Below are 26091 nucleotides of genomic sequence, written 5' to 3'. Positions count from 1 at the left end.
GGTGGAGGAAGCCGGAAAACGCACCAGCACAGGAAGAGTTTCTCTCCGGCCTGCGATCAGCCTCGCGCGTTCGCCGCGCCCGAGCCCTCCTCCCGGCCCCTCACGGCCGGTCCTCGGGCATGAAGTCGGCGCGCGCGGCCTTCACCTCGCGCACGAGGAAGTCCATCGTCGCGCGGATGCGGGCGATGTCCTTGAGGTCGGCGTGGACGATGAGCCAGTAGGAGCGCGAGAAGCTCGTCTTCTCGGGCAGGATCTGCACGAGGCGCGGGTCCTGGGCGGCGACGTAGTAGGGCAGCACGCACACGCCGGCGCCGGCCAGCGCCGCCTGCATCTGGGTGACGAGCGAGGAGGAGGCGATCTTGGCGCGCAGGCCCTTGTTGACCTCGTCGAGATAGTCGAGCTCGGGCGTGAAGATCAGGTCGTCGATGTAGCCGATGACTGGGTGGTCCTGCAGATCCTCGGGCGTCTCGATGGGCTTGGCCCGGTCGAGATAGGCCTGGGTGGCGAAGACGCCGAGCTTGTAGTCGGTGAGGCGCCGCGCGACGATCTTGCCCTCCTTCGGCGGGGCGAGGGAGATCGCGATGTCCGCCTCGCGCTTCGACAGCGAGAGCAGCCGCGGCATGGCCACGATCTGGAGCTCGAGGTCGGGGAACTGCTTGGCGAGGTCCGCCGTGCGCGGGGCGAGGAACATCGTGCCGAAGCCGTCGGGCGCACCGATGCGCACGGTCCCCGAGAGCGCGAGGTCCGCCCCGCCGATCTCGGAGGAGACCGCGAGCGCCTGCGTCTCGATCGCCTCGGCCTTGGCGAGCAGCCGCTCGCCGTGCTCGGTGAGCGCGTAGCCCTGCGGGCGGCGCTCGAAGAGCTTGGCCTTCAGCGCGTCCTCGAGCGCGGTGATCCGGCGCGATACCGTCGCGTGGTCGGCGCCCAGCCGCCGCGCGGCGACCGTGAGACGGCCGACCCGCGCCACGGCGAGGAAGAAGCGCAGGTCGTCCCAATCGAAGCGACTCATGTTAGACTCCACCAAGCTCCGGTCTCGGGCGGGAGGCACGGCCCCGTCCGCGGGCGTTTCCCAAGGGTCAGCGCGCGTGCAGTTTCGCACGTCACGGCTTCGATTTCTCCTATAGCTGTGCGAATATCGCAAATGCTAACCGTATGCCGCGAGAGCAAGGGAGGCGTGCAACATGCGCACGGTCGGACATTTCATCGGTGGTCGCGAGGTCGAGGGTTCCTCCGGACGCTACGGCGACGTCTACGAGCCCATGACGGGCGAGGTGCGGGCCAAGGTCGCGCTCGCCACCCGTGACGAGGTCCGCGCCGCCGTCGAGAACGCGCTCGAGGCGCAGCCGGCCTGGGGCGCCACGAACCCGCAGCGCCGCGCGCGCGTGTTCATGCGGTTCATCGAGCTCCTGCATCGCGACTACGACGCGCTCGCCGAGCTGCTCGCCCGCGAGCACGGCAAGACCATCCCCGACGCCAAGGGCGACATCCAGCGCGGGCTCGAGGTCTGCGAGTTCGTGCTCGGCATCGCCCACCTGCAGAAGGGCGAGTACACCGAGGGCGCGGGCCCGGGCATCGACATGTACTCGATGCGCCAGCCGCTGGGCGTGGTCGCCGGCATCACGCCGTTCAACTTCCCCGCCATGATCCCGATGTGGAAGTTCGCGCCGGCGATCGCCTGCGGCAACGCCTTCATCCTCAAGCCGTCCGAGCGCGACCCGGGCGTGCCCATGCGCCTCGCCGAGCTGATGATCGAGGCCGGGCTGCCGGCGGGCATCCTCAACGTCGTCAACGGCGACAAGGAGGCGGTGGACGCCGTCCTCGACGATCCCGACATCAAGGCGGTGGGCTTCGTCGGCTCCTCCGACATCGCGCACTACGTCTATTCCCGCGCGGCCGCGACCGGCAAGCGGGCGCAGTGCTTCGGCGGCGCCAAGAACCACATGATCATCATGCCCGACGCGGACATGGACCAGACGGTCGACGCGCTGGTCGGGGCCGGCTACGGCTCGGCGGGCGAGCGCTGCATGGCGATCTCGGTCGCGGTCCCGGTCGGCAAGGCAACCGCCGACCGGCTGATGGAGAAGCTGATCCCGCGGGTGGAGAGCCTGAAGGTCGGCCCCTCCACCGACCCCTCCGCCGACTTCGGCCCGATGGTGACGAAGGCCCACCTCGAGAAGGTGCGCCGCTACGTCGACCTCGGCGTCGAGGAGGGCGCCAGGCTCGTCGTCGACGGCCGGAACTTCTCGCTGCAGGGCTACGAGAAGGGCTTCTACATGGGCGGCTGCCTCTTCGACGAGGTCACGCCGGACATGCGCATCTACAAGGAGGAGATCTTCGGCCCGGTCCTCTCCGTGGTGCGCGCCAAGGACTACGACGAGGGGCTGCGTCTGGCCAACGATCACCAGTACGGCAACGGGGTGGCCATCTTCACCCGCGACGGCGACGCGGCCCGCGACTTCGCCGCCAAGGTGCAGGTGGGCATGGTCGGCATCAACGTGCCGATCCCGGTGCCGCTCGCCTACCACACGTTCGGCGGCTGGAAGCGCTCGGGCTTCGGCGACCTCAACCAGCACGGCCCCCACGCGATCCTGTTCTACACCAAGACCAAGACCGTCACCGCCCGCTGGCCGTCGGGCGTGAAGGAGGGCGCGGAGTTCTCGATCCCGACGATGCAGTGAGGGGCTCGCCTCCGGCGCCGGTGCCGCGTATGCTCCGGCGACCGGAGGTCCTCATGGGCTGCATGACCACGATCGACGACGACGCGCTGTGGGCGAAGCACCTCGACGACGAGGTGCTCGCCGCCGCGATCCGCGGCATGCGTGAGGGCGAGGCGCTCACCCTGCTCGTCGCCGAGCGGCCGATCCGCTTCGTCAAGATGCGCAACGGTCTCGACGGTCGACCGACAAACGCTCTCGAGCCGCTCGCGCAGGACAAGCCGCTCTGGGACGCGCTCCAGCCCCGGCGCGGCGAGCCCGTCAGCGTCGCCCTGCCGCCGCGAACGACCGACCCGTACCTCCTCCATCTCGACGCGCATCTACGGGAATGGGCATCGGCCGAGGACGAGGCGGCGTTCGATGAGCTTTGAGCGGTTCGACGTTGTCGTCGTCCCGTTTCCGTTCGTCGACGTGGCAGTGTCCAAGCGGCGGCCGGTGGTCATCCTCTCCGTCGCGCCCTTCAACGCGGCGCACGGGCATGTCGTCGTCGCGATGATCACCACGGCAGCCGCGGGCACGATTGCCTCCGACGTCAGGGTCACGGATCTGGCGGCTAGCGGCCTGACGCACCCCTGCGTCGTCCGTTGGAAGCTCTTCTCCATCGACAAGACGCTCGTCGGGCGCCGATTGGGAGCGCTTTGCGAAACGGACCGCATTGCCGTGGACCACGGGCTTCGCGCGATGCTGATCGGGTGAACGCTGCGGCTCATCGTTTGACGTGCCCGAAGCAGACGCTCATCCTAGCGTCCCGTTGCATGAGCAGAGGTCCGCCCCGTGCCGCTCACCGATCAGGAGGCCGAACTCCACCGAGCCGCTGTGCCGGATGCCCGTGCGCGCGCCATCCTGCGCGGGGGGGAGATCGCAGCACAGGACCTTCGCGATGCGGGCGGAGCCTACGATCTCGAGCAGGTCCGGACCGTCCTCGGCGACATCTCACGGCAGATGGTCGCTCGCAAGGTCGAGGCGGGGCAGCTGCTAGCAGTTCCCGGTCCGAGCGGGCGGCGGATCTATCCGACGTTCCAGGTCGCGGCCGGCGGATCGCTCCTGCCCGGCCTGCCTGCAATCCTCGCGGCGTTGCCCACACGCGATCCCTGGGCTGCGCTCAACTTCCTCGTCAACGCCGACGAACGGCTCGATGGGCGCCGCCCCGTCGATCTGCTGCGGGAAGGGAAAAGCGCCGCCGTCTTGGCAGCCGCCGCTCACCTGGACGAGCAGGGCGCTTGAGGCGAAGCCGCCGAACGGCGCGCCCATTTCCCCATCGCGTGCGGATCGAGCACCCGACCGCGCCCCGTCCCCCCGGCTTGTCATCCCCCCCGCCACCCGCTAAGCCGCCCACCTGCCCCGGACCGGAACACGAGACGGCAACGGAGATCCCATGCGCGCCCTGCGTCTCCACGGCGACCGCGACCTCAGGCTCGAGACGCTCGACGATCCGCCTCCGCCCGGCCCGGGCGAGGTGCGGGTGCGGGTGCGCGCCGTCGCGCTCAACTTTCTCGACGTGTGGGGCTTTCGCGGCATGGCCTTCGCCAAGCGCAAGCTGCCGCAGGTGGCCGGCGTCGAGGCGGCGGGCGAGGTCGTCGCCATCGGCGAGGGCGTGACGCGCTTCTCCGTCGGGGACGGCGTCGTGCCCTACGGTGCCGAGACCTGCGGGGAGTGCCGCGCCTGCCGCGAGGGGCGCGACAATCTCTGCGAGAACGTCAAGGGCATCATGGGCTTCCACATCGACGGCATGGCCCGCGAGCTGATGAACCGCCCCGAGCGGCTGCTCGTGAAGGTGCCCGCCGGCGTCGCCTTCGAGGACGCCGCCTGCGCCGCGATCGGCTTCGGCACCGTCCAGCACATGCTCTTCGACAACGCGAAGCTCGAGCCGGGCGAAGAGATCCTCGTCCACGCCGGCGGCTCGGGCATCGGCACCGCCGCGATCAAGATGGCCAAGGCCATCGGCTGCACGGTCTACACCACGGTCGGCGACGACGAGAAGGGCGAGAAGGCCCGGGCGCTCGGCGCCGACCACGTGATCAACTACAAGACCGAGCGCTTCGAGGGCGAGGTCCGCCGCCTCACCAAGAGGAAGGGCGTCGACGTCGTCTTCGAGCACGTCGGCGCCGACACCTGGAACGGCTCGCTGCTCTGCCTCAAGCGTGGCGGGCGCCTCGTCACCTGCGGCTCGACCTCGGGCGTCTCGACGCAGATGAACCTGATGCAGCTGTTCCAGCAGCAGTATCGCATCTTCGGCTCCTTCGGCTGCTCGATGCGCAATATCGCCCAGTCGCTCGAGAAGATGGCCGGCGGCATGACGCCGGTCATCGATTCGACCTTCCCGCTCGCCGACTTCCAGCAGGGGCTCGAGCGGCTGGAGGGGAGAAAGGTGTTCGGGAAGGTGGTGGTGACGCTGTGAGGCCGGCCGGCGAAGCTGCCCGCCTCGCTTGACCCCGCGTCCGCGATCGGCCACACACGCGCGCCGTCCCCAGCTCGCGCTGCCCGCCCCCGTTCGAGGTCTCAGGCGTCCCTCCCGTGTCCGGTTTCCGTCTCCGTCTGGCTCGGCTCTCCGGGCGCGTCCTCGAAGGCCTGAGCGTCGCCGCGGTGCGGGGGGTGTTCGGGCTCGCGCGCCGGTTGGGGCCCGATCGCGCCGCGCGCGTGGGCGCGGCGCTGACGCGCACGCTCGGGCCGCTCGTGCCGGCCCACCGCACCGCGCTCGCCAACGTCGCGGCCGCCTTCCCCGAGAAGTCCGCCGCCGAGCACCGCGCCATCGTGCGCGGCGCCTGGGACAATCTCGGGCGCACGGCGGCGGAATACGCCCATCTCGACACGCTCTTCGACTTCGACCCGGCGAACCCCGGCGCCGGGCGCGTCGAGGTCGAGGGCATCCCCTATTTCGAGGCCCTGCGCGACGACGGGCTGCCCGGCATCATCTTCTCCGCCCACCTCGCCAACTGGGAGCTGCCGGCGATCTGCGCGCACCGCTACGGCCTCTCGGCGACCGCGGTCTTCCGCGCGCCGAACACGGCCGCCGTGGCGCGCGCCGTGATGGAGGTGCGCTCGCAGACGATGGGCGGGCTCGAGGCGGCGCGCCAGGGCGCCGCCTTCGCCATGGCGGGCGTGCTCGATCGCGGCGGGCACCTCGGCATGCTCGTCGACCAGCACTTCACCCGGGGCGTCGACGTCACCTTCTTCGGCATGCCGGCCAAGGCGAACCCGGTCCTCGCGAAGTTCGCGCGGCGTTTCGAGTGCCCCGTGCACGGCGTGCGCGTCGTGCGCCTGCCGCAGGGCCGCTTCCGCCTCGAGCTGACGCCGCCGCTCGACCTGCCGCGGGACGCGAACGGCGAGATCGACGTCGCCGGCGCCATGCAGGCGATGACCGACGTCGTCGAGGGCTGGGTGCGCGAGCATCCCGAGCAATGGCTCTGGCAGCACCGCCGCTGGCGGCCGGTGCCGAAGCGGGCGCCCTGATCCGCGCGCGCCGAGCCCGATCACGCGCCGCCTCCGATCACGCGCAGCCTCAAGGCAACGTGAATTCGCCGTTTACCGCGTCCGTGCTTTAGATGGGCTCATGAAGCTCTCATTCGCCCTCCTCGCGCTCGGCGCGACGTTCGCCGCTTGCCTCGTCCCGGCGAGCGGCGGCGCGCAGGCGCAGGCGGCGCCGCGCGCCGTCGTCGAGCTGTTCACGAGCCAGGGCTGCGCCTCCTGCCCGCCGGCCGATGCCGCCCTCGTCGAGATGGCCCGCGATCCCGATCTCCTGGCGCTGACGCTGCCGGTCGACTACTGGGACTATCTCGGCTGGACCGACACCCTCGCCGCGCCGGCCCATACCGCCCGCCAGCGCGGCTATGCCGCAGCGCGCGGGGACCGCATGGTCTTCACCCCGCAGATGGTGGTGAACGGCACCTTCGCCTGCGTCGGCTCGAAGCCCGCCGACGTTGCTGACGCCCTCGCGCGTGCCCGTGCCGAGGTCGCCGCCTCCGGCGAGCGCCTGCCCGTCCCGGTGGCCGTCGAGGTCGCCGCCGGCGAGGCGCGGATCGAGGTCGGTGCCGGCCCAGGTGGTGGCGCACCGGCGGATGTCTGGCTGATGGCGGTCGATCGCGAGGAGGAGGTCTCCATCGGCCGCGGTGAGAATTCCGGGCGGCACGCCACCTACGCCAATGTCGTGCGCGCCATGACCAAGGTCGGCGAATGGGCCGGCGAAGCCCGCACCTTTCACCACGCGCTCGCCGGCCGGGGCGACTTCCACGTCGTCCTCGTCCAGTCCCGCCACGGCGACCATCCCGGCCCGATCGTCGGGGCGGGCCGCAGCGACGCGCGCTGAGCCTTCTCGCCACGACGCGCGCCGAGCCCCGCTCAATCGCGCGCGAAGACCACCGTCCCGTCCTGCTCGCCGTCGTAGGTCGGGTCGACCTCGTAGCGAACGAGCACGAAGCCGCCCTCCTCCCCGAGCAGGTAGGTGGCGGACGCATACGCGTCGCCGAGGCCGCGCCAGGCACTGTAGGTCGTGATCGCCCGCTTCTTCGGGTCGAACTCGGCGTTGACGAGGAGCGCGGTGGCGGCGAAGCCGTCGACGGTGATCGCCTCGGCGGCGGTCTGCTCCTCGTCGGCATAGGCGATGTCGAGGTTCGGCTCGGCGAAGGCGACGGGCTCGAGGCCGTAGCCCTGGTCGAGGAAGAACGCGTGCACCGCGTTGTAGGCGCCGCGCGTGCAGAGCGCGCGATAGAGCGTCCAGGCCTGCGGCTCGCTCGCCCAGGACGGGGTCCAGGCGATGTCCCAGGCTGCGATCTCGAGCGCCTCGGCAGGCTGCGCCTCGTCGGCGGTGCAGGCGCCCGCATAGCCCCTCGCGAGCGCCGCCGCGATCGCGGCGCCGGCGGCGGGATCGGGCGTGCGCTCCGCCGCCGCGACGGCGTGCAGGGCGAGGAGGGACGCGACGCACGGCGCGGCCGCGGCGGCGCAGCGGAGGAATCGCATCACGGCTGTGGGTCTCCGAGCGGGGCGGTTCGAGCCGACGATGCCACGGCCGGCGGCGACTGTCATGCGCCCAGCGCAGGCGCTCGGATCTCGTCTCGCCATCGCGTCGGGCCTCCGCGTGAAGTGGCTTCCGTCGCGACCCCGGGGTGCTAAGCTCCCCCCGGCGGTTCGGGACGGGCCGCCCCACGAAGGAGGAGACCCCATGCGCATTCCTCGAGAGGCCCGCGGGCCGGCGCTCGCCGCCGCGTTCGTGCTGGCGGGCGCGGCGCTGCCGGGCGCGGCGCTCGCCCAGACCGCCGATCTCGCCCCCGCGCCCGAGGCCGCGACCGGCGTCGCCGAGGCGCGCGAGCCGGCGCGCGCCGAGAGCCGGATGGTCGCCGCCGCCAACCCCATCGCCGCCGAGGCGGGGCTCGCGATCCTGCGCGCCGGGGGAAGCGCGGTGGACGCGATGGTGACGACGCAGCTCGTCCTCAACATCGTCGAGCCGCAGAGCTCCGGCATCGGCGGCGGCGCCTTCCTGCTGCATTGGGACGCCGACCGCTCCGACCTCACCACGCTCGACGGGCGCGAGACCGCCCCCGCCGCGGCGACGCCCGAGCGCTTCCTCGGCCCCGACGGGGAGCCGCGGCCCTTCATGGAGGCCGTCGTCGGCGGGCTCTCGGTGGGCGTGCCCGGCACGCCCGCGCTCCTCGCCGAGGCGCACGCGCGCCACGGCCGGCTGCCCTGGGAGAGCCTGTTCACGATCCCGATCCGCCTCGCCGAGGAAGGCTTCCCCGTCTCCGAGCGGCTCCACGCCCTGCTCGACGGCGACCCGGCGCTGCGCGACGATCCGCGCGCCCGCGCCCTCTACTACGGAGAGGACGGCAGCCCGCTTCCCGTCGGCACGATGCTGCGCAACCCGGCGCTCGGAGAGACGCTGCGCGCGATGGCCGAGGAGGGCGTCTCCGCCTTCTATTCCGGCGCGGTGGCGCAGGACATCGTCGACACGGTGACCGGCCATCCGACCAATCCCGGCGACATGACCCTCGACGACCTCGCCGCCTATCGCGTCGTCGCGCGCGAGCCGGTCTGCGTCCCCTATCGGGTTTACGAGGTCTGCGGCATGGGTCCGCCGTCCTCCGGCGCCATCGCGGTCGGTCAGATCCTCGGCCTCGTCGAGGGCTACGACCTCGCCGCCATGGGCCCGGGGCCCGACGCGGCGCACGTCGTGTCCGAGGCGAGCCGCCTCGCCTTCGCCGATCGCAACCACTTCGTCGCCGATTCGGACTTCGTCTCGGTGCCCGTCCGCGGCCTCCTCGACGCGGGCTACCTCGCCGAGCGCGCGGGGCTGATCGCCGACGACGCCTCCCTGGGCCAGGCCGAGCCCGGCGAGCCGCCCTTCCAGCGCGAGGGCCGGCTCGCCCCCTCGATCGACCGCTCGACCGGCACGAGCCACGTCTCGATCGTGGACGCGGACGGCAACGCCGTCTCCCTGACGACGACGATCGAGAGCGCCTTCGGCGCGCGGCTGATGACGGCGGGCGGCTTCCTCCTCAACAACGAGCTCACCGACTTCTCCTTCCGCCCGGAGGCGGACGGCCGGCCGGTGGCGAACCGGGTCGAGGCGGGCAAGCGGCCGCGCTCGTCGATGGCGCCGACGATCGTGCTCGACGCCTTCGGGCGCCTCTACGTCGTCGCCGGCTCGCCGGGCGGCAGCCGGATCATCGGCTACGTGGCGAAGACGCTGATCGGCATTCTCGACTGGGGCCTCGACCCGCAGGCCGCCGCCGCGCTCCCGGGCTTCCTGTCGCGCAACGGACCGACCGAGCTGGAGGAGGGCACCGCGGCCGCGGCCTGGGCCGAGGCGCTGGAGGCCCGCGGCCACGAGGTCCGGCTCGCCGAGATGACCTCGGGGATCCACGCCATCGTCGTGACCCCCGCGGGGCTCGTCGGCGGCGCCGACCCGCGGCGCGAGGGTCTCGCGGTCGGCGATTGAGCGCGGCCGACGGACCGGGCCGCAAGGTTTCGTCAACCATGCGGCCCGATCCTCGCGGCATGAGACACGTCCGCACGAGATACGTCCGCACCCTTCTCCTCGCCGCTGCGCTGGCGCTGGCGCTGGCGCCCGCCGCCGCCCCCGCTCCCGCCTCCGCCCAGACGCCGGGCACGCTCGACCCGCGGCCGCTGCCCGCGCTCGCGAACCCGGGCGACCCGTCGCTCCCCGCCAAGGAGCTGTTCGGCCGCGCCGCCGAGCCCGCCCCGCTCGCGGCGCGCGCGCTCGGGTCCTACGCCGCCGGCTGCCTCGCCGGCGCCGTGGCGCTGCCCGTCGACGGGCCGGGCTGGCGGGTGATGCGCGTCTCGCGCAACCGCAACTGGGGTCATCCCGACCTCGTCGCGCTGCTCGAGCGCCTCGCAAAGGCGACGCCCGAGGCCGTGGGCTGGCCCGGGCTCCTCGTCGGCGACCTCGCCCAGCCCCGCGGCGGGCCGATGATCTGGGGGCACGCCTCGCATCAGAACGGGCTCGACGCCGACGTCTGGCTCACGCCGATGCCGGAAGCCGGCGTCGACCGCGCGCAGCGCGAGTCGATGATGGCGACCTCCGTCGTGCGCGCCGACCGCCGCGACGTCGATCCCGCGGTCTGGACGCCGGCCCACGCCCGCCTGATCGCCCTCGCCGCGCGCGAGCCGCGGGTCGAGCGGCTGTTCGTCAACGCCGCGATCAAGAAGGCCCTGTGCCGCGAGACGACCGGCGACCGCTCCTGGCTCGGCAAGGTCCGGCCGATGTGGGGGCACGACTACCACATGCATATCCGCATCTCGTGCCCGGCCGGCGAGAGCGGCTGCGAGCCCCAGGCCACGGTCCCGCCCGGCGACGGATGCGACGCCTCCCTCGACTGGTGGTTCTCGGACGAGGTGCTGAACCCGCGGCCTGGCGGCGGCGGCGCGCGGCGCGAGAAGACCCTGGCGGATCTCCCCGACGCGTGCCGGCGGGTGCTGGTCGCGGAATAGGGCGCGGCGCGAACGACGAAAACGGGTCGCCGCCGGCTCGGCGGCGCTCTACACCCGGCGTCCGCGCTCCCCGCACCAGAGGCCGCCATGCCCGCAGACTCCGCACCCGCCGCCGTGATGTCCGCCCGCCAATGGGCGATGCTCGTGCTGCTCGCGCTCGTCTGGGGCGGGTCGTTCTTCTTCAACGCCGTGGCCGTGGCGGAGCTGCCGCCGCTCACCGTCGTCGCCGTGCGCGTCGCGGTCGCGGCGCTCGCGTTGCAGATCGTGCTCGCCGCGCGCGGGCAGCGCTTGCCCGTCGGCGGCACGGTGCTCGTGGCGTTCCTGGTGATGGGCGTCCTGAACAATGCGATACCGTTCACCCTCATCGTCTGGGGGCAGACCCACATCGCGTCGGGGCTCGCGGCGATCCTCAACGCCACGACGCCGCTGTTCGGGGTGCTCGTGGCGCACCGCTTCACCCGCGACGAGCGGATGACGCCGCTCCGCGTCGCGGGCGTCGCCGTCGGCTTCCTCGGCGTCGTCGCGATGATCGGCCCCGCCGCGCTCTCCGGGCTCGGCGAGAGCGTCGCGGCGCAGCTCGCCTGCCTCGCGGCGGCGGTCTCCTATGCCGTGTCGGGCGTCTACGGCCGGCGCTTCGCGCGTCTCGGCGTGGCGCCGATGACGACGGCGGCGGGCATGCTCGCGGCCTCCGCCCTCGTGCTCGTGCCGCTCGCGCTCCTCGTGGACCGGCCCTTGGCCCTGCCGGCGCCGAGCCTCGCGACGGTCGCGTCGCTGGCGGGCGTGGCGCTCGTCTCGACCGCCTTCGCCTACATCCTGTACTTCCGCCTGCTCGCCACCGCGGGCGCGACGAACCTGCTCCTCGTCACCTTCCTGGTTCCGGTGAGCGCGATCCTGCTCGGCGTCCTCGTGCTCGGCGAGACGCTGGCGCCCAAGCACCTCGTCGGCATGGCCCTGATCGGCCTCGGCCTCGCCGCGATCGACGGACGCCTGCCGCGGGCGGTCGCGGGGCTTCGCGCGCAAAGGAGATAGTCATCCGACGTACATTGCTCTCTTGCGTGTACTGGCCGATAACGAACGGCCTGCAGCCTTCCCGGGCTGTGCGGGCCGCGGAACGCCCCGGAGTTTCCGCGGCCACGCCCGGCGAGGCGGCGGCCGTGCTGTGACAGCGCGCGGCCAATCTCAGCCGGCGGGCGGAAAGGAGGGCGAATGGACGCTTATGAAGGCGCAGTGCTGATGCTAATGATCGTTCAGATCATGGCGACGCTCCTGATCGCGACCGCGCGGTAAGGAGCCGCACGCGGAGACGCCGAGCCCCGGGGGGAGCTCGGCGTCTCTTCTTCGCGAGTCGCGGAAGGTGACAGCTTCCTGCTCGCTCTTGTCGAAAGGAGCATGAACGCTTTTCGAAGGCACCCGCAATATGCGCGCGCCCAGCTGCGGCGTCAACAGTCGACGGACCCGCACGCGCGCGGCGCTCGATCTCCCGCCGTGGCGTGAGCTGCATTCGCCGGATCCGCGGGGGACTCACGCTCGCCGCGTTTTTCCCCTATATGAGCCGGATCACGAGACACGAAGGTCGGAACCATCCATGCCCCACGCGCTCGACATCGCGCGCCGGAACCCGAACGCGCCCGCCCTCGACGAGGTCGCCATCGAGAAGGCGGCCGAGCTCGAGCTCGCGCCGGGAGCCCAGGCAGGCCAGCCCTCCCTCGTCGGGCTCACCCGCGAGGAGCTGAAGGCGCGCCTGCTCGAGGCCGGCGTGCCCGAGCGCGAGGCGAAGATGCGCGTGGCGCAGATCTGGCACTGGATCTACTTCCGCGGCGCGCGCGACTTCGCCGCGATGACGAACGTCTCCAAGCACCTGCGCGCGCTCTTGGCCGAGCACTACACGCTGGCGCGCCCGGAGGTCGTCTCCGAGCAGGTTTCCAAGGACGGGACCCGCAAGTGGCTCGTGCGGATGCCCTCGACCGGCCCGTACGACAAGGGCGCCGAGATCGAGTGCGTCTACATCCCCGAGAGCGACCGCGGGACCCTCTGCGTGTCGAGTCAGGTCGGCTGCACGCTGACCTGCTCGTTCTGCCACACGGGCACGCAGAAGCTCGTGCGCAACCTCACCTCCGCCGAGATCGTCGCCCAGCTCGTGGTCGCGCGCGACCGCCTGGGCGACTGGCCCGACGCGAGCCCCCCGGAGGGCGCCTTCGTGCCGTCCGACGGCGGGCGGTTCGTCACCAACATCGTCTTCATGGGCATGGGCGAGCCGCTCTACAACACGGACAACGTCGTCGCGGCGATCGGCGTGCTCGCGGACAACGAGGGGCTCGGCCTCTCGCGGCGGCGCATCACGGTCTCGACCTCGGGCGTGGTGCCGCAGATCGGCCGGCTGGGCGAGGAGGCGCACAGCGCGCTCGCCATCTCGCTCCACGCCGTGCGCGACGATCTGCGCAACACCCTGGTGCCGATCAACAAGAAGTACCCGATCGCCGCGCTGATGCAGGCCTGCCGGGACTACCCGGGCCTCTCCAACGCGCGGCGCATCACCTTCGAGTACGTGATGCTCGACGGCGTCAACGATTCGGACGCCGACGCGCGGGCGCTGGTGAAGCTGCTCCAGGGCATCCCGGCCAAGATCAACCTGATCCCGTTCAACCCCTGGCCCGGCTCCAAGTACGAGTGCTCGTCCTGGGAGCGGATCGAGCGCTTCTCGGAGATCGTCTACCGCGCGGGCTACGCCTCGCCGGTGCGCACGCCGCGCGGGCGCGACATCCTCGCCGCCTGCGGGCAGCTCAAGAGCGAGACCGAGAAGCTGCGCGCCCGCGCCCGCATGATGCTGGAGAGCGGCATCGGCGCGGAGGGCGTCTACGCCGCGGCGGCCGCCGAGGCCGGGGATTGAGGTCTCCGTGCACGCGCTCTCGCGCCTCGCCTTCTGGCTCGTCGGGCTCGTGCTCGCCATCCCCGCGGGTGCGGTGGCGCTGGCGGTCGGCGTCCTGAACGATCCCCTCGCGCGCGAGACCATCGCGCGCATCGGGCTGTCCGCCTTCGCCGCCGTCTTCCGGATCGCCGCCGCCGGCGGCGATCCCGCGCCCGTGGTCGAGACGCTGTTCCTCGGCTTCTGGATGCTCGCGACGGTGCTCGTCGTCGCGCCGGTGACGCTGGTCTCGGCCGTGGGCGAGATCGCCGGCGCGCGCTCCCTCGTCCTCTACGGCGGGCTCGCCGCGGCGCTGACGGCGGCGGTGCCGTGGATCGCCCGCGGGGGCGCCGGGGAGGCGGCGGCGCTGCCGGCGGAAGGGCGGCTGACCGCGATCCTGTTCGTCACCGGCGCCGTCGCGGGGCTCGTCTACTGGGCGGTCGCGGGGCGGTCGGCGGGGCGCGGGGAGCCGACGGACGCCGAGCGGCGGGGCGCACCGTGACGCGGGACGCGCCGGCCGAGACCGATACGATCTTCGCCCCCGCCTCGGGCTTCGGCCGCGCGGCGATCTGCGTCGTGCGCCTGAGCGGCCCCGGCACGCGCCGCGTGCTCGACGCGCTCGCCGGCGGCACGCCGGCGCCGCGGCGCCTCGCCCTGCGCACCCTGCGCGATCCGCAGAGCGGGGAGGCTCTCGACCGGGCGCTCGTCGTCTTCTTCCCGGCGCCGCATTCCTTCACGGGGGAGGACCAGGCGGAGCTCCACATTCACGGCGGGCTCGCCACGCGCACGGGCGTGCTCGAGGCGCTGTCGCGCCTGCCCGGCTGCCGCGCGGCGGAGCCCGGCGAGTTCACCCGCCGCGCCTTTCTCGGCGGGCGCATGGACCTCACCGCGGTCGAGGGCCTCGCCGACCTGATCGAGGCGCAGACGCAGGCGCAGCGCCGCCAGGCGCTCCGGCAGCTCGAAGGCGGGCTCGGCGCCCTGGCCGAGGCCTGGCGCGGGCGGCTCGTGGAGACGCAGGCGCTGATCGAGGCCGCCCTCGACTTCTCCGACGAGGGCGACGTCGCCACCTCGGTGGAGGCGCAGGCGGCGGAGCGCATCGCCGCGCTCGCCGCGGAGATCGGCGCGGCGCTGGCGGATGCCGGGCGCGGGGAGCGGCTGCGCGAGGGCTTCGTCGTCGTCCTGGCCGGCCCGCCCAACGCCGGCAAGTCCACCCTGATGAACGCGCTCGCGCGGCGCGACGTCGCCATCGTCTCGGCGGTGCCCGGCACGACCCGCGACGCGATCGAGGTCGCCCTCGACCTCGGCGGCCTGCCCGTGACGCTGATCGACACCGCAGGGCTGCGCGAGACGCAGGACGCGATCGAGGCCGCGGGCGTGGCGCGCACCCGCGCGCGGATCGCGGGCGCAGACCTCGTCGTTTGGCTCGACCCGGTCGACGCGCCGGCCCCGCCGGACGCGGGCGGAGCGACGCCGGTCCTGCACGTCGCCGCCAAGGTGGATCTCGCCGACGCGACGCCCTCCGGCGCGCTCGCCCTGTCGGCGGCGACGGGGCGCGGCATCGCCGACCTCCTCGCGGCGATCGAGGCGCGCGCCCGCGCCGCGATCGGCGACGGCGGCGACGCCGTCGTCACCCGCGCCCGCCACCGGATCGCCCTCGAGGTCGCCCACGAGGCGCTTCTCCGCGCGGCCGGCGCGCTCGCCGCCGGGGACACCGAGCTCGCCGCCGAGGACGTCCGCCTCGCCGCCCGCTCGGTGGGAGCGATCGCGGGACGGGTGGACGTGGAGGACGTGCTCGACGCGCTGTTCGGGGCGTTCTGCATCGGGAAGTGAAGGGGCGGCATCGGGCGCCCTGGATGCGAGCGGACACAGGCTGTATATCCCGGCGGTCCACTCGAGCCGAGACCAGCCGCCATGACCCCGCCGGACGGCCCCCCGCCGCACGCCGAGATCCTCTCCTTCGACGTCGTCGTGGTCGGCGGCGGCCATGCCGGCGCGGAGGCGGCGGCGGCGGCGGCGCGTATGGGCGCGAAGACGGCGCTCGTGACGCACAAGGCCGCCACCATCGGCGCGATGTCCTGCAACCCCGCCATCGGCGGGCTGGGCAAGGGCCATCTCGTGCGGGAGATCGATGCGCTCGACGGGCTGATGGGACGCGTCGCGGATGCGGCCGGCATCCAGTTCCGCCTGCTCAACCGCCGCAAGGGCCCCGCCGTGCGCGGGCCGCGCACCCAGGCCGACCGCAGGCTCTACGCGCGGCACATGCAGGCCGCGCTCGCCGCGCAGCCGAACCTCGCGATCGTCGAGGGCGAGGCGCACGACATCGCGATCGTGGACGGCCGCGTGGCCGCGCTCGTGCTCGCCGACGGCCGGCGCCTGAACGCCGGCGCGGTGGTGATCACCACCGGCACCTTCCTGTGCGGGCTCATCCACATCGGCGAGCGCAAGATCCCCGCGGGCCGTGCCGGCGAGGCGCCCTCGCTCGGCCTCTCGGCGACGCTCGAACGCCACGGCTTCCCGCTCGGGCGGCTGAAGACCGGCACGCCTCCGCGGCTCGACGGGCGCACCATCGACTGGGCGAGCGTCGCCGTGCAGGAAGCCGACGACGATCCCGTGCCGTTCTCGGCGCTGACGACGCGGATCGGGACGCCGCAGGTCGCCTGCGGCATCACCCGGACCACGCCTGCCGCGCACGACCTCATCCGCGCCAACCTGCACCGCGCCCCTATGTATTCCGGCGACATCGCCTCCACCGGCCCGCGCTACTGCCCCTCGATCGAGGACAAGGTCGTGCGCTTCGGCGACCGCGAGGGGCATCAGGTCTTCCTGGAGCCGGAGGGGCTCGACGACCCGACCGTCTACCCCAACGGCATATCGACCTCGCTGCCGGAGGACGTGCAGGCCGGCGTGGTCGCGGCCATCCCCGGCTGCGAGCGGGCGACGATCCTGCGGCCGGGCTACGCCATCGAGTACGACTACGTCGATCCGCGCAGCCTTTCGCCGACGCTGGAGACGAAGCGCGTCGCGGGCCTCTTCCTCGCCGGACAGATCAACGGCACGACCGGCTACGAGGAGGCCGGCGCGCAGGGGATCGCGGCGGGCATCAACGCCGCGCTGCGGGCGAGCGGCGGCGAGGGCGTCGTCTTCGACCGGGCGCAGTCCTATCTCGGCGTGCTGATCGACGACCTCGTCACCCGCGGGGTGAGCGAGCCCTACCGCATGTTCACCTCGCGCTCCGAGTACCGGCTGAGCCTGCGCGTCGACAACGCCGACGAGCGGCTCACCCCGGTCGGGCTCGCCGCCGGCTGCGTCGGGTCCGAGCGGTCGCGGGTGTTCGGCGAGGGCCGCGACCGGCTCGCGGCCGCTCGCGCGCTGCTCGAGGCGCGCATGCTCACGCCGACGGACGCGGCCGGCGTCGGCCTCGCCGTCAACCAGGACGGCATCCGCCGTTCGGCCTTCCAGCTGCTGTCGTACCCGCACGTCTCCTTCGACGACCTCGTGCGCGCCTGGCCGGACCTCGGCACGATCGCACCGGCGCTGCGAGAGCGGCTGGAGACCGACGCGACCTACGCCGTCTACCTCGACCGGCAGGCGGCGGACATCGCCGCGCACCGGCGCGACGAGAGCGTGGTTCTCGCCGACGGCATCGACTTCTCCGCCCTGCCGGGGCTCTCCAACGAGATCCGCACGAAGCTCGACCGCGTGCGCCCGCGCACGCTGGGCCAGGCGGCGCGCATCGAGGGCATGACGCCCGCCGCCATCACGCTGCTCGCCGCGCACGCCCGCAAGCGCGGACGCAACGGGGAGCGAGCGGGGGAGCGAGCGGGGGAGCGGACCGGCGCGGACGGCTGACGCGCCGCCTTCCCGCAATGGCCGCTTCCGGCTATCCTGGGCCGATGGACGCTCCCACGCACCCGCCCCGGTCGCGCTTCGTCCCGCCGGCGCGGCGGGGCGTGCTCGCGCGGCTCGCGGACGTGGTCTACCCCCCGGCCTGCCCGTCCTGCGGCGGCGCGCTGGCGGAGGCGCCCGGCCTGTGCGCCGCCTGCTGGCGGGGGCTGACGTTCCTCGAGCGGCCCTGGTGCGAGCGGCTCGGCACGCCGTTTCCCGTGGACATGGGCGCGGGCGCGCTCTCGCCGGCTGCGATCGCCGCACCGCCGCCCTTCGCCCGCGCCCGGGCGGCCGTCGCCTACGAAGGCGGGGCGCGCACGCTCGTGCACAAGCTCAAGTACGGCGACCGGCTCGACGTCGCGCCGACGCTGGCGCGCATGATGCTGCGGGCCGGGCGCGAGCTCCTCGCCGACGCCGATCTCCTGGTGCCGGTGCCGCTGCACCCCGGCCGGCTCTGGCGGCGGCGCTTCAACCAGGCGGCGGCGCTCGCGCAGGCGCTCTCGCGCGCGAGCGGCGTGCCGACGGACCCGCTCGTCCTGCGCCGGGTGAAGGCGACGCGCACCCAGGTCGGCCTCACCCGCCCGCAACGCACGCGCAATCTCGCCGGTGCGCTCGTGGTCCCGAAGCCGCTCCGCCCGCGCGTCGCGGGGCTGCACGTGGTGCTCGTCGACGACGTTCTGACCACCGGCTCCACCGCCGAGGCTGCGGCCCGCGCGCTGCGCCGCGCCCGCGCCGCGCGCGTCGACGTGCTCGCCTTCGCGCGGGTGGTCGCGGAGGCGTGAGGCGCGCGGGGCCGGAAGCCGGGAATTAGGCTCCTTGCAGCAAAGCGCATGCGCGTCGGCACTCGCGCAAGATCCCGATGACGCCTTGGTCTTCACGGGATTCGGCTTGCGACTATTCAGGATTATCATTTGTTACTAGATAGAAATAACGAACAGGTAAGTTGCGACGACTAGCGTCCCCGCCACGCTCGGACCATGCGTCCGCTGGAAAATCACGGGAGACGACGATGGTCAGCCTTCTCAACCTTCGGATCGCGCACAAGGTCATGCTCGGCGTGTCGGCCATCGTGGCCGGAGGCGGGATCGTCGGTGCGATCGCCTTCTGGGCGCTCGGGGAGAGCAACCGCCGCCTCGAGGACATGTACACGCAGGAGCTCCTCGCCATCGAGGCGCTGGACGACGTGAAGTCGTCGCTCTACCGGGTGCGCGGCGACAGCCTCGAATACGTGCTCGCCGACCGTCCGGAGACCCGCACGCAGCTGCGCGCCGAGATCGGCGAGCAGGCGGATCGCCTGGCCGTGCGCACCGGCACGCTGCGCGCCACCCGGCTCTCGGCCGAGGAGGCCGGCTACCTGCGCACGCTCGAGGAGGCGTCGGCGGACTACCTCGCGACGCTCGAGAGCGGAGTCCTCGCCGCCGTCGACGCGGGCGCGCTCGAGGAGGCGGAGCGCGTCGCCCGCACGTCGGCGGTCGAGAGCTTCCGCGCGGCGCGCGAGAGCGTCAACGCCTTCATGGAATACACCGTCGAGCGTGCGCGCCAGCGCATGGAGAACTCGCGCGCCGCCCATGCGCGCGCGACCTGGACCATGGCGGCCGCGCTCGTCGCGGCGCTCGCCGCCGCCGTCGGCGTCGTTCTCTGGCTCACGCGCAGCGTATCCGTTCCGATCCGGCAGATGACCGGGGCCATGAGCCGCCTCGCCCGCAGCGATTGGAGCGTCGCGATCCCCGCGCAGGGGCGCGGCGACGAGATCGGCGAGATGGCGCAGGCGGTCGCGGTCTTCAAGGAGAACGGCGTGGAGGCCGAGCGGCTGCGTGCCGAGGCGGCCGAGGCGCAGGCCCTGCGCGAGCGGCGCCAGGCGGCGATGGAGGCGGCGATCGCGCGCTTCGAGAGGAGCGCCGAGACGGTGACCGCCGCCCTCGATCGCTCCTCCAGCGAGCTGTCCGAGAGCGCGCGCTCGATGTCGGCCACCGCCGAGGAGACGACGAACCAGGCGACCGCCGTCGCCGCCGCCTCCGAGCAGGCGGCCTCGAACGTCGAGAACGTCGCCGCCTCCTCCACCGAGCTCGCCGCGACAGTGCAGGAGGTCGGCCGGCAGGTCGGCGAGACGGCGACGCTCGCCGGCGGCGCGGCCGACCAGGCGGGGGCGACGGTGGAGAAGGTGGGCCGGCTCACCGACGCCGCCCAGCGCATCGGCGACATCGTGGGGCTGATCCAGCAGATCGCCGAGCAGACGAACCTGCTGGCGCTCAACGCGACCATCGAGGCGGCCCGTGCGGGCGAGTCCGGCAAGGGCTTCGCCGTGGTCGCCGCCGAGGTGAAGTCGCTCGCCGCGCAGACCGGCAAGGCCACGGAGGAGATCGCCGAGCAGATCCGCGACATCCAGGGCGTGACCGGCGAGACGGCCTCCGCGATCGGCGACATCGCGGCGGTGATCCGCAAGCTCGACACCTACGCGTCCGGCATCGCCGCCGCCGTCGAGGAGCAGAACGTCGCGACCCAGGAGATCGCCCGCAACGTGGCCGAGGCGTCGTCGGGCACGAACGAGGTCTCCGCCAACATCTCCGGCGTGCGCCAGGCGGCCGCGACGACGGGCGCCGCGGCGGACCAGATCCGCGCCTCGGCCGAGGACATCGACCGGCAGGCGGGCGAGCTGCGCGCGCAGGTGACGGCGTTCCTCGCCTCGGTCCGCGCGGCGTGAGCTAACCGAGCGTTCACGATAGATCGAATGCGACGGATCGGCTTTACCGGTCGTTCAGCGCGTCCGGTGCCTTCTCGTTCCCGTGATCGAGCCCGCCGGCCAGGGAGGCCGCGGGTGCCGGACGAGGGGCCATCATGGTACGGGACACGGGTGGGACGGCGGCCGCGGGCGTGCGGCGGGGTGCGGACGCGGCGTTCGGCTACCGCGCGAGCGCGCGGGCCTCGCTCGTCGCCTCCGCGCTCGCCTGCGCCGGTCTCGTCGGCGGGGTGGCGATGCTTGCCCTCGCGATGGTCTGAGTGCGCATCCGAGAGCGGGCGGGCCGCGTCAGGCGGCCCGGGCCATGGCGGCGTTGAGGCAGGCGATCTCGACCGGGCGGCCGGGCCGGGCCAGCAGCGTGCAGCCCCGGGGCATCTCGCGCCAGCCCTCGCGCTCGGCGTCGATCGGCTCGGAGACGACGAGGAGCCCGGTCGCGCTCTCGCGCCAGTAGAGCGAGGGCGGGCGGTCGTCGCAGGCCCAGCGATAGGCGACGAGGCTCTCCCCGTCGGTGAAGGCCGCCGTGAAGCGCACCGGCTCGTCGATCTCGGCCGCCCGCACCATCGCCCGCACGGTGGCGAGCGTGCGGGCCATCGCGCCGATCGGGTCCTCGGCGAGGCCGTTCGCCAGCGCCATCAGGAAGATCGCCTCCGAGTCGGTGTTGCCCTGGCGCGCGTCGAAGAGGGTGTCGGGGATGAGCGCGTCGAGCCTGCGGCGGATGCGGGCGTAGCCGCCGATCTGCCCGTTGTGCATGAACAGGTGCCTGCCCTGCTTGAACGGATGGCAGTTTGCCCGCGTCGTCGCCGTGCCGGTGGAGGCGCGCACGTGGGCGAAGAACAGGCGCGAGCGCACCTGCTCGGAGAGGCTCGCCAGGTTCTCGTCGGACCAGGCCGGGCGGATCTCGCGGTAGAGGCCGGGCTCGGGCCGTTCCGCGTACCAGCCGATGCCGAAGCCGTCGCCGTTGGTCTCGGTCTTGGCCTCCTCGGCGTGCAGGGACTGGTGCACGAGCGAATGCTTGGGCGCGCAGACGAGATCGGAGACGAAGACCGGTTCGCCCCGGTAGGCGAGGAAGCGGCACATGGCCGGTGGGACTCCCGAGAGGGCGCCGAATCGCGTCGGATCGGCGTCGTGCGGATGATGACGCGCCCCACGTTAGGAGGTCGTGAACGCGGCGTCAGCATGGCGGGACGGGAGATGGGCGCGCCTCACCGGAAGTTCCGCCCCTTGGGCATGACCGCGGCGACGGCGCCACGCCCTCGGCTGCGCACGGCGCGCTCGGCCTCGTGGCGGTCGACGTCGCGCGCGAGCGCCGGCTCCTCGCGGACCAGCGCCCGGAAGCGGGCCTCGCGCTCGCGCTTCGTCTCCTTCTCCCGCGGATCGGGAGCGGAGCCTCCCTTGACCTCGTCGGCGCGGGCGAGGGCCTCGGGCAGCGCCTGCGCGCCGAGCCGGGCGAGGAGGCCCGACCAGTCCTCCAGCCGGTCGGCGACGACGTGGACGACGCCGTTCGCCCGCTGCAGCCGCCCGCGCACGCCTACCAGCCGCGCCCCGACGACGACGGGCCGGAAGGCCTCGAAGGTCTTGGGCCAGACGATCAGGTTGGCGATGCCGGTCTCGTCCTCGAGCGTCATGAAGATGACCCCCTTGGCCGAGCCCGGCCGCTGGCGGATGAGGACGAGGCCCGATACCGCGACCCGCGCCCCGTCGCGGGCGCCGGCGAGGTCGGCGTGGCGCGTCGCGCCGCGCCGGGCCAGCTCCGCGCGCAGGAAGGAGATCGGGTGAGCCTTCAGCGATAGTGTGAGGGAGCGGTAGTCGCACACCACCTCCTGGCCCGGCGGCATCGGGGGCAGGGCGGCGTCGGGCTCGCGCTCGGCCATGGTGGCGGCGCGAAACAGCGGCAGGTCGTCCTTGTCGCCGGAGCGCCGCAGCGCCTTGACCGCCCACAGGGCGTCGCGGCGCGTCAGCCCCAGCGAGGCGAAGGCGTCGGCCTCGGCGAGCCGCTCCAGCGTCGCCGGCGGCAGCTCCGTCCTCAGCCACAGGTCGCGCACCGAATCGTAGCCCGCCCCGCGCCGCGCCGCGAGGCGGCGCATCTCGGCCTCGTTCGCGCCCTTGATCGTGCGCAGGCCGAGCCGCACGGCGCGGGCCGAGCGGATGTCCCCGCGCATCGAGGCGTGGGCGGGGTGCAGCCGCTCGGCGGCGCGGGGGCCGGGCTCGAGCGTGCAATCCCAGGCGGAGGCGTTGACGTCGGGCGGGCGCACCTCGACACCGTGCTCGCGGGCGTCGCGCACGATCTGCGCCGGTGCGTAGAAGCCCATGGGCTGCGCGTTCAGGAGGGCGGCGGCGAACACGTCCGGATAGCGCGCCTTCACCCAGCACGAGGCGTAGACGAGGAGCGCGAAGGAGGCCGCGTGGCTCTCCGGGAAGCCGTACTCGCCGAAGCCCTCGATCTGCTTGAAGCAATGCTCGGCGAAGCTCCGCTCGTAGCCGCGCGCCACCATGCCCTCGACCATCTTCTGGGCGAAGGTGCCGATCGTGCCCACCCGCCGGAAGGTGGCCATGGCCCGGCGCAGCCGGTCGGCCTCGGACGGCGTGAAGCGCGCGGCGACGATGGCGATCTTCATCGCCTGCTCCTGGAAGAGCGGCACGCCCAACGTCTTGCCGAGCACCCGCTCGAGCTCGTCCTTCGGGCCGTGCTCCGGGGCGGGGGCGGGGTAGGACACCCGCTCGCGGCCCTCGCGGCGGCGGAGATACGGGTGGACCATGTCGCCCTGGATCGGCCCGGGCCGCACGATCGCCACCTCGATCACGAGGTCGTAGAACGAGGCGGGCTTGAGGCGCGGCAGCATCGACATCTGCGCGCGGCTCTCGATCTGGAAGACGCCGAGCGTATCGGCGCGCTGGATCATGGCGTAGACCCGCGGATCCTCGGCGGGGATCGTGGCGAGCGTCGGGCGCTCGTCGTAGTGCTCCCCGAGGAGATCGAAGGCGCGGCGCAGGCACGAGAGCATGCCGAGCGCGAGCAGGTCGATCTTGAGCATGCCCAGCGCCTCGAGATCGTCCTTGTCCCACTCCACCGTGGTGCGGTCCTCCATCGCGGCGGGGGCGACTGGGGTGACCTCGTCGAGCCGCGAGCGGGTGATGACGAAGCCGCCGGTGTGCTGCGAGAGGTGGCGCGGGAAGCCGGAGAGCTCCTGCGCCAGCGCCAGCACCCGGGCGAGGCGGGTCTCGTGCGGGTCCATGCCCAGCCGCTCGACTTCCTTCTCCTCGACGGCGGCCTTCGACCAGCCCCAGATCGAGCCCGAGAGCGCGGAGACCGCGTCCTCCGACAGGCCGAAGACCTTGCCGACCTCGCGCACGGCCGAGCGGGCGCGGTAGGTGATGACGCTCGCCGCGAGCCCGGCGCGCTCGCGGCCGTAGCGCTCGTAGACGTACTGCATCACCTCCTCGCGCCGCTCGTGCTCGAAGTCGACGTCTATGTCGGGCGGCTCCTTGCGCTCGTTGGAGACGAAGCGCTCGAACAGGAGGTCGTGCTTGGTCGGGTCGACCTCGGTGATGCCCAGGCAGAAGCACACGGTGGAGTTCGCCGCCGAGCCGCGCCCCTGGGCGAGGATCCCGCGCGAGCGGGCGAAGCGCACGATGTCGTGCACCGTGAGGAAGTAGGGGGCGTAGGCGAGCTCGGCGATGAGCGCGAGCTCGTGGCGGATGGCGGCGCGGACCTTCTCGGGGATCGCCTCGCCGAAGCGTCGGCGCGCACCCTCCCAGGCGTAGTGCGCGAGCGCCGCCTGGGGATCGGGAAAGCCCTCGCGGCCCTCCTCCGGGTACTCGTAGCGCAGGTCGTCCAGCGAGAAGGCGAGGCCGTCGAGGAAGCGGATCGTCTCGGGGATGGCGCCCGGCGCCTCGCGGAACAGCCGCGCCATCTCGTGGGCGGGCTCGAGGTGGCGCTCGGCGTTGGCCGCGAGGCGGCGGCCGGCGGCGTCGAGGGTCGTGCCGTGGCGGATGCAGGTGAGCACGTCCTGCAGGGGGCGCCGCTCGGGCACGTGGTAGAGCACGTCCCCCACCGCGATCGCGGGGAGGCCTTGGCTCTCGGCGAGGGCGAGGGTGCGCGCCAGCGTGGCGCGGGGCGCGCGGCCCCAGCCGGCCCGCGCGGCGAGCCAGGTGCCGGCGGAGGCCTCCGCGAGGGCGGGCAGGAAGCGGAGGTCCTCGTCCGCCCGCTCGAGCCGCGGCAGCACGATCAGCTGGAGGCCGTCCGCACGCTCCAGCAGGTCGTCGCGATGCAGCGCGCACGACCCCTTGGGCGCGCGGCTCTTGCCGAGCGTGAGCAGCCGGCACAGCCGGCCCCAGGCGGCGCGGTCGCGCGGATAGGCGAGGATGTCGGGCGTGCCGTCGGCGAAGGCGAGGCGCGCGCCGACCGCGAGACGCAGGTCCCGCGTGCCCGCCGCGTTCTCCGCGCGCCATTCCCGCAGCGCCACGTGCGCGCGCACGACGCCGGCGACGGAATTGCGGTCGGCGATGCCGATCCCCGACAGCCCGAGGCTCGCCGCCTGGGCGACCAGCTCCTCGGGATGCGAGCCCCCCTCCAGGAAGGAGAAGTTCGTCGTCACCGCGAGCTCGGCGTAGGGGATGTGGAGCGGGAGGAGGCCGGTCATGGTGGGGCGTCGCTCACGGTCTCACGGGTTGGCCGTCTCGGTGGCGGGGCACACGCGACGCGGCCGAGACTCCACGCGTCGCGCGACGCAACCCCGCCCCTCGCTCGCTCCCGCTCGCCGTCCCCGCCCCGATGGGGCGGGAGCTGATCGGCCGCGCGCTCATCCGAACAGCCCGTGCACGTACCAGCGGGGCGCGGCGGTCTCGCGACCGTAGAGGCCCTCGCGAAAGATCCAGAAGCGGCGTCCCGCGCTGTCCTCGGTGCGGAAGTAGTCGCGGGTGAGGCCCTCCCCGTCCCACCAGGCCGGCGCGATGCGCTCGGGACCCTCGTAGGCGGCGGTCTCGTGCAGGACGCGCCGCCAGCGGAAGCGCAGGGGCGGGCCGTCCGGCACGGTGGCGACCGCCTCGATCGGCTCGGGCCGGGCGAACAGGCGGATCGGCCGGTCGGGCGCGGCGTCGGGGACGGGCGCGAGCCAGCCGGCGGCATGGTCGTCCCCCCGGCGCTTCCCCCCGCGATCGCCCTCCGGGCGGGCCGGCGCGCCCGGCGGAACGAGCGCCGCGGCCGTCTCCGGCCAATGGCTGTCGCAGGGCGCGATCCGGCGCACGCGCTCCGTCCCCAGCCGGGCGCCGAGCGCGTCGACGAGGCGGGCGAGATCCTCCCCCGCCACCGAGCCGTCGAGCCGGCGGGCGGCCTCGTCGAGCCGGCGCGCCGAGAGCGCGGACAGGCGCACCACCTCGAACCCCCAGCCGATGTCGAGCTCGTCGCGCTCGCCGGCGAGCTTTTCCCGGAACAGCAGCGCCATGCGCGCCGGCTCGCGGGTGGGGCGGCTCGCCCCCACCCGCAGCCGCCGCACCGCCCCGTCGACCCGGAACAGCGACAGCTCGAGGGCGAGCGCCCCCTCGCCGTGACGCTCCAGCATGCCGGCGAGCTCCTCGGCGAGGTGCGCCAGCGTGCGCGAGACGTCCTCGGGCGTGAGGATCGGCTCGAAGAAGCGCCGCTCGACCACGTAGGGCGGCGCCTCGAGCCGCGCGCCGATGGCGGAGCGGGTGCGGCCGAGCGCGGCGTCGAGCCGGCTCACGAGATCCGTGCCGAAGCGTGCGGCGAAGGGCGCGCGCGGGCGCAGCGCCACGTCCTCGATGCGGGAGAGCCCGAGCCGCGCGAGCCCCTCGACCACCTCCTCGGCGACGCCGAGCGCACGCACGGGCAGCGGCGCGAGCGCGCGCGCCTCCTCGCCGGAGGCGACGATCGCCCCGTCCGCCGCCCGCGCCAGCGC

At 73.5% G+C, this 26091-nt stretch carries 22 protein-coding genes; 17 read left to right on the top strand and 5 right to left on the bottom strand.

Annotation, left to right across the window (positions count from 1 at the left end):
• Positions 1-100 precede the first annotated feature (100 nt).
• Entirely contained in the window at positions 101-1009 is a 909-nt protein-coding gene (locus tag ACTZWW_RS10230) for a LysR family transcriptional regulator (protein ID WP_444780850.1), read from the bottom strand.
• Between the two features lie 172 nt (positions 1010-1181).
• Between ACTZWW_RS10230 and ACTZWW_RS10225 the strand changes: the two genes are divergently transcribed.
• The 7 genes from ACTZWW_RS10225 (at position 1182) to ACTZWW_RS10195 (ending at position 7017) form a co-directional block, all read left to right on the top strand.
• Positions 1182-2678: a CoA-acylating methylmalonate-semialdehyde dehydrogenase gene (locus tag ACTZWW_RS10225; protein WP_444780849.1), complete on the top strand. Its 1497-nt coding sequence runs from the start codon at positions 1182-1184 to the stop codon at positions 2676-2678.
• A 53-nt stretch (positions 2679-2731) separates the two neighbouring features.
• Positions 2732-3085: a hypothetical protein gene (locus tag ACTZWW_RS10220; protein ID WP_444780848.1), complete on the top strand. Its 354-nt coding sequence runs from the start codon at positions 2732-2734 to the stop codon at positions 3083-3085.
• Positions 3075-3410 (top strand): type II toxin-antitoxin system PemK/MazF family toxin, encoded by a 336-nt coding sequence (locus ACTZWW_RS10215; protein ID WP_444780847.1) that lies wholly within the window; start codon positions 3075-3077, stop codon positions 3408-3410. Before ACTZWW_RS10220 ends, ACTZWW_RS10215 begins: the two co-directional genes overlap by 11 nt.
• Before the next feature lie 78 nt (positions 3411-3488).
• Positions 3489-3938: a hypothetical protein gene (locus ACTZWW_RS10210; protein WP_444780846.1), complete on the top strand. Its 450-nt coding sequence runs from the start codon at positions 3489-3491 to the stop codon at positions 3936-3938.
• Positions 3939-4089: 151 nt separating this feature from the next.
• Positions 4090-5112 (top strand): zinc-binding dehydrogenase, encoded by a 1023-nt coding sequence (locus ACTZWW_RS10205; protein WP_444780845.1) that lies wholly within the window; start codon positions 4090-4092, stop codon positions 5110-5112.
• Between the two features lie 116 nt (positions 5113-5228).
• Entirely contained in the window at positions 5229-6164 is a 936-nt protein-coding gene (locus ACTZWW_RS10200; protein ID WP_444780844.1) for a lipid A biosynthesis lauroyl acyltransferase, read from the top strand.
• 100 nt (positions 6165-6264) lie between these two features.
• A complete protein-coding gene (locus tag ACTZWW_RS10195; RefSeq protein ID WP_444780843.1) occupies positions 6265-7017 on the top strand; it encodes a DUF1223 domain-containing protein in 753 nt (250 codons plus the stop codon).
• 32 nt (positions 7018-7049) lie between these two features.
• Here the strand turns inward: ACTZWW_RS10195 and ACTZWW_RS10190 are convergent, their stop codons facing one another.
• Positions 7050-7667 (bottom strand): DUF1176 domain-containing protein, encoded by a 618-nt coding sequence (locus ACTZWW_RS10190; protein ID WP_444780884.1) that lies wholly within the window; start codon positions 7665-7667, stop codon positions 7050-7052.
• A gap of 202 nt (positions 7668-7869) precedes the next feature.
• Here ACTZWW_RS10190 and ggt point away from each other — a divergent pair, with 202 nt between their 5' ends.
• From ggt to ACTZWW_RS10140, 10 genes are all read left to right on the top strand, one after another.
• Positions 7870-9642 carry a gamma-glutamyltransferase gene (ggt, locus tag ACTZWW_RS10185; RefSeq protein WP_444780842.1) on the top strand — a complete coding sequence of 591 codons (1773 nt, stop codon included), beginning with the start codon at positions 7870-7872 and terminating at the stop codon, positions 9640-9642.
• A gap of 59 nt (positions 9643-9701) precedes the next feature.
• A complete protein-coding gene (mepA, locus tag ACTZWW_RS10180) occupies positions 9702-10655 on the top strand; it encodes a penicillin-insensitive murein endopeptidase (RefSeq protein ID WP_444780841.1) in 954 nt (317 codons plus the stop codon).
• Positions 10656-10742: 87 nt separating this feature from the next.
• On the top strand, positions 10743-11684 hold the full coding sequence (locus ACTZWW_RS10175) for a DMT family transporter (protein ID WP_444780840.1): 942 nt from the start codon (positions 10743-10745) through the stop codon (positions 11682-11684).
• 556 nt (positions 11685-12240) lie between these two features.
• A complete protein-coding gene (rlmN, locus tag ACTZWW_RS10170; protein ID WP_444780839.1) occupies positions 12241-13542 on the top strand; it encodes a 23S rRNA (adenine(2503)-C(2))-methyltransferase RlmN in 1302 nt (433 codons plus the stop codon).
• A 7-nt stretch (positions 13543-13549) separates the two neighbouring features.
• Positions 13550-14059 (top strand): hypothetical protein, encoded by a 510-nt coding sequence (locus ACTZWW_RS10165; RefSeq protein ID WP_444780838.1) that lies wholly within the window; start codon positions 13550-13552, stop codon positions 14057-14059.
• A complete protein-coding gene (gene mnmE, locus ACTZWW_RS10160) occupies positions 14056-15387 on the top strand; it encodes a tRNA uridine-5-carboxymethylaminomethyl(34) synthesis GTPase MnmE (protein WP_444780837.1) in 1332 nt (443 codons plus the stop codon). Before ACTZWW_RS10165 ends, mnmE begins: the two co-directional genes overlap by 4 nt.
• 81 nt (positions 15388-15468) lie before the next feature.
• Positions 15469-17406, top strand: coding sequence for a tRNA uridine-5-carboxymethylaminomethyl(34) synthesis enzyme MnmG (gene mnmG / locus ACTZWW_RS10155; RefSeq protein ID WP_444780836.1), 1938 nt, complete (start codon positions 15469-15471; stop codon positions 17404-17406).
• A gap of 44 nt (positions 17407-17450) precedes the next feature.
• Positions 17451-18224 carry a ComF family protein gene (locus ACTZWW_RS10150; RefSeq protein WP_444780835.1) on the top strand — a complete coding sequence of 258 codons (774 nt, stop codon included), beginning with the start codon at positions 17451-17453 and terminating at the stop codon, positions 18222-18224.
• A 227-nt stretch (positions 18225-18451) separates the two neighbouring features.
• Entirely contained in the window at positions 18452-20143 is a 1692-nt protein-coding gene (locus ACTZWW_RS10145) for a methyl-accepting chemotaxis protein (RefSeq protein WP_444780834.1), read from the top strand.
• A 134-nt stretch (positions 20144-20277) separates the two neighbouring features.
• Positions 20278-20439, top strand: coding sequence for a hypothetical protein (locus ACTZWW_RS10140; RefSeq protein ID WP_444780833.1), 162 nt, complete (start codon positions 20278-20280; stop codon positions 20437-20439).
• A 28-nt stretch (positions 20440-20467) separates the two neighbouring features.
• Here ACTZWW_RS10140 and ACTZWW_RS10135 read toward each other — a convergent pair whose 3' ends face one another.
• From ACTZWW_RS10135 to ACTZWW_RS10125, 3 genes are all read right to left on the bottom strand, one after another.
• The gene (locus ACTZWW_RS10135; protein WP_444780832.1) at positions 20468-21256 is read right to left on the bottom strand and encodes a class II glutamine amidotransferase; all 789 of its coding nucleotides are present in this window, start codon (positions 21254-21256) and stop codon (positions 20468-20470) included.
• 125 nt (positions 21257-21381) lie between these two features.
• Positions 21382-24819 (bottom strand): error-prone DNA polymerase, encoded by a 3438-nt coding sequence (locus ACTZWW_RS10130; protein WP_444780831.1) that lies wholly within the window; start codon positions 24817-24819, stop codon positions 21382-21384.
• A 159-nt stretch (positions 24820-24978) separates the two neighbouring features.
• A partial coding sequence (locus tag ACTZWW_RS10125; RefSeq protein WP_444780830.1) for a DinB/UmuC family translesion DNA polymerase occupies positions 24979-26091 on the bottom strand: 1113 nt, incomplete at its 5' end.

The organism is Salinarimonas sp. NSM (assembly GCF_052380005.1).
Classification (GTDB): domain Bacteria; phylum Pseudomonadota; class Alphaproteobacteria; order Rhizobiales; family Beijerinckiaceae; genus Salinarimonas.
The sequence above is the reverse complement of the archived record's forward strand: the minus strand, read 5'-3'. Positions and strand labels throughout refer to the sequence as shown.

Bases quoted from the DNA above. Each gene is read 5' to 3' on its own strand.
- ACTZWW_RS10130 (WP_444780831.1), bottom strand. From the start codon at position 24,819: ATGACCGGCCTCCTCCCGCTCCACATCCCCTACGCCGAGCTCGCGGTG.
- mnmG (WP_444780836.1), top strand. From the start codon at position 15,469: ATGACCCCGCCGGACGGCCCCCCGCCGCACGCCGAGATCCTCTCCTTC.
- ACTZWW_RS10140 (WP_444780833.1), top strand. From the start codon at position 20,278: ATGGTACGGGACACGGGTGGGACGGCGGCCGCGGGCGTGCGGCGGGGT.
- ACTZWW_RS10225 (WP_444780849.1), top strand. From the start codon at position 1,182: ATGCGCACGGTCGGACATTTCATCGGTGGTCGCGAGGTCGAGGGTTCC.
- ACTZWW_RS10150 (WP_444780835.1), top strand. From the start codon at position 17,451: ATGGACGCTCCCACGCACCCGCCCCGGTCGCGCTTCGTCCCGCCGGCG.
- ACTZWW_RS10205 (WP_444780845.1), top strand. From the start codon at position 4,090: ATGCGCGCCCTGCGTCTCCACGGCGACCGCGACCTCAGGCTCGAGACG.
- ACTZWW_RS10215 (WP_444780847.1), top strand. From the start codon at position 3,075: ATGAGCTTTGAGCGGTTCGACGTTGTCGTCGTCCCGTTTCCGTTCGTC.
- rlmN (WP_444780839.1), top strand. From the start codon at position 12,241: ATGCCCCACGCGCTCGACATCGCGCGCCGGAACCCGAACGCGCCCGCC.
- ACTZWW_RS10135 (WP_444780832.1), bottom strand. From the start codon at position 21,256: ATGTGCCGCTTCCTCGCCTACCGGGGCGAACCGGTCTTCGTCTCCGAT.
- ggt (WP_444780842.1), top strand. From the start codon at position 7,870: ATGCGCATTCCTCGAGAGGCCCGCGGGCCGGCGCTCGCCGCCGCGTTC.
- mepA (WP_444780841.1), top strand. From the start codon at position 9,702: ATGAGACACGTCCGCACGAGATACGTCCGCACCCTTCTCCTCGCCGCT.
- ACTZWW_RS10220 (WP_444780848.1), top strand. From the start codon at position 2,732: ATGGGCTGCATGACCACGATCGACGACGACGCGCTGTGGGCGAAGCAC.
- ACTZWW_RS10195 (WP_444780843.1), top strand. From the start codon at position 6,265: ATGAAGCTCTCATTCGCCCTCCTCGCGCTCGGCGCGACGTTCGCCGCT.
- ACTZWW_RS10230 (WP_444780850.1), bottom strand. From the start codon at position 1,009: ATGAGTCGCTTCGATTGGGACGACCTGCGCTTCTTCCTCGCCGTGGCG.
- ACTZWW_RS10190 (WP_444780884.1), bottom strand. From the start codon at position 7,667: ATGCGATTCCTCCGCTGCGCCGCCGCGGCCGCGCCGTGCGTCGCGTCC.
- ACTZWW_RS10145 (WP_444780834.1), top strand. From the start codon at position 18,452: ATGGTCAGCCTTCTCAACCTTCGGATCGCGCACAAGGTCATGCTCGGC.
- ACTZWW_RS10175 (WP_444780840.1), top strand. From the start codon at position 10,743: ATGCCCGCAGACTCCGCACCCGCCGCCGTGATGTCCGCCCGCCAATGG.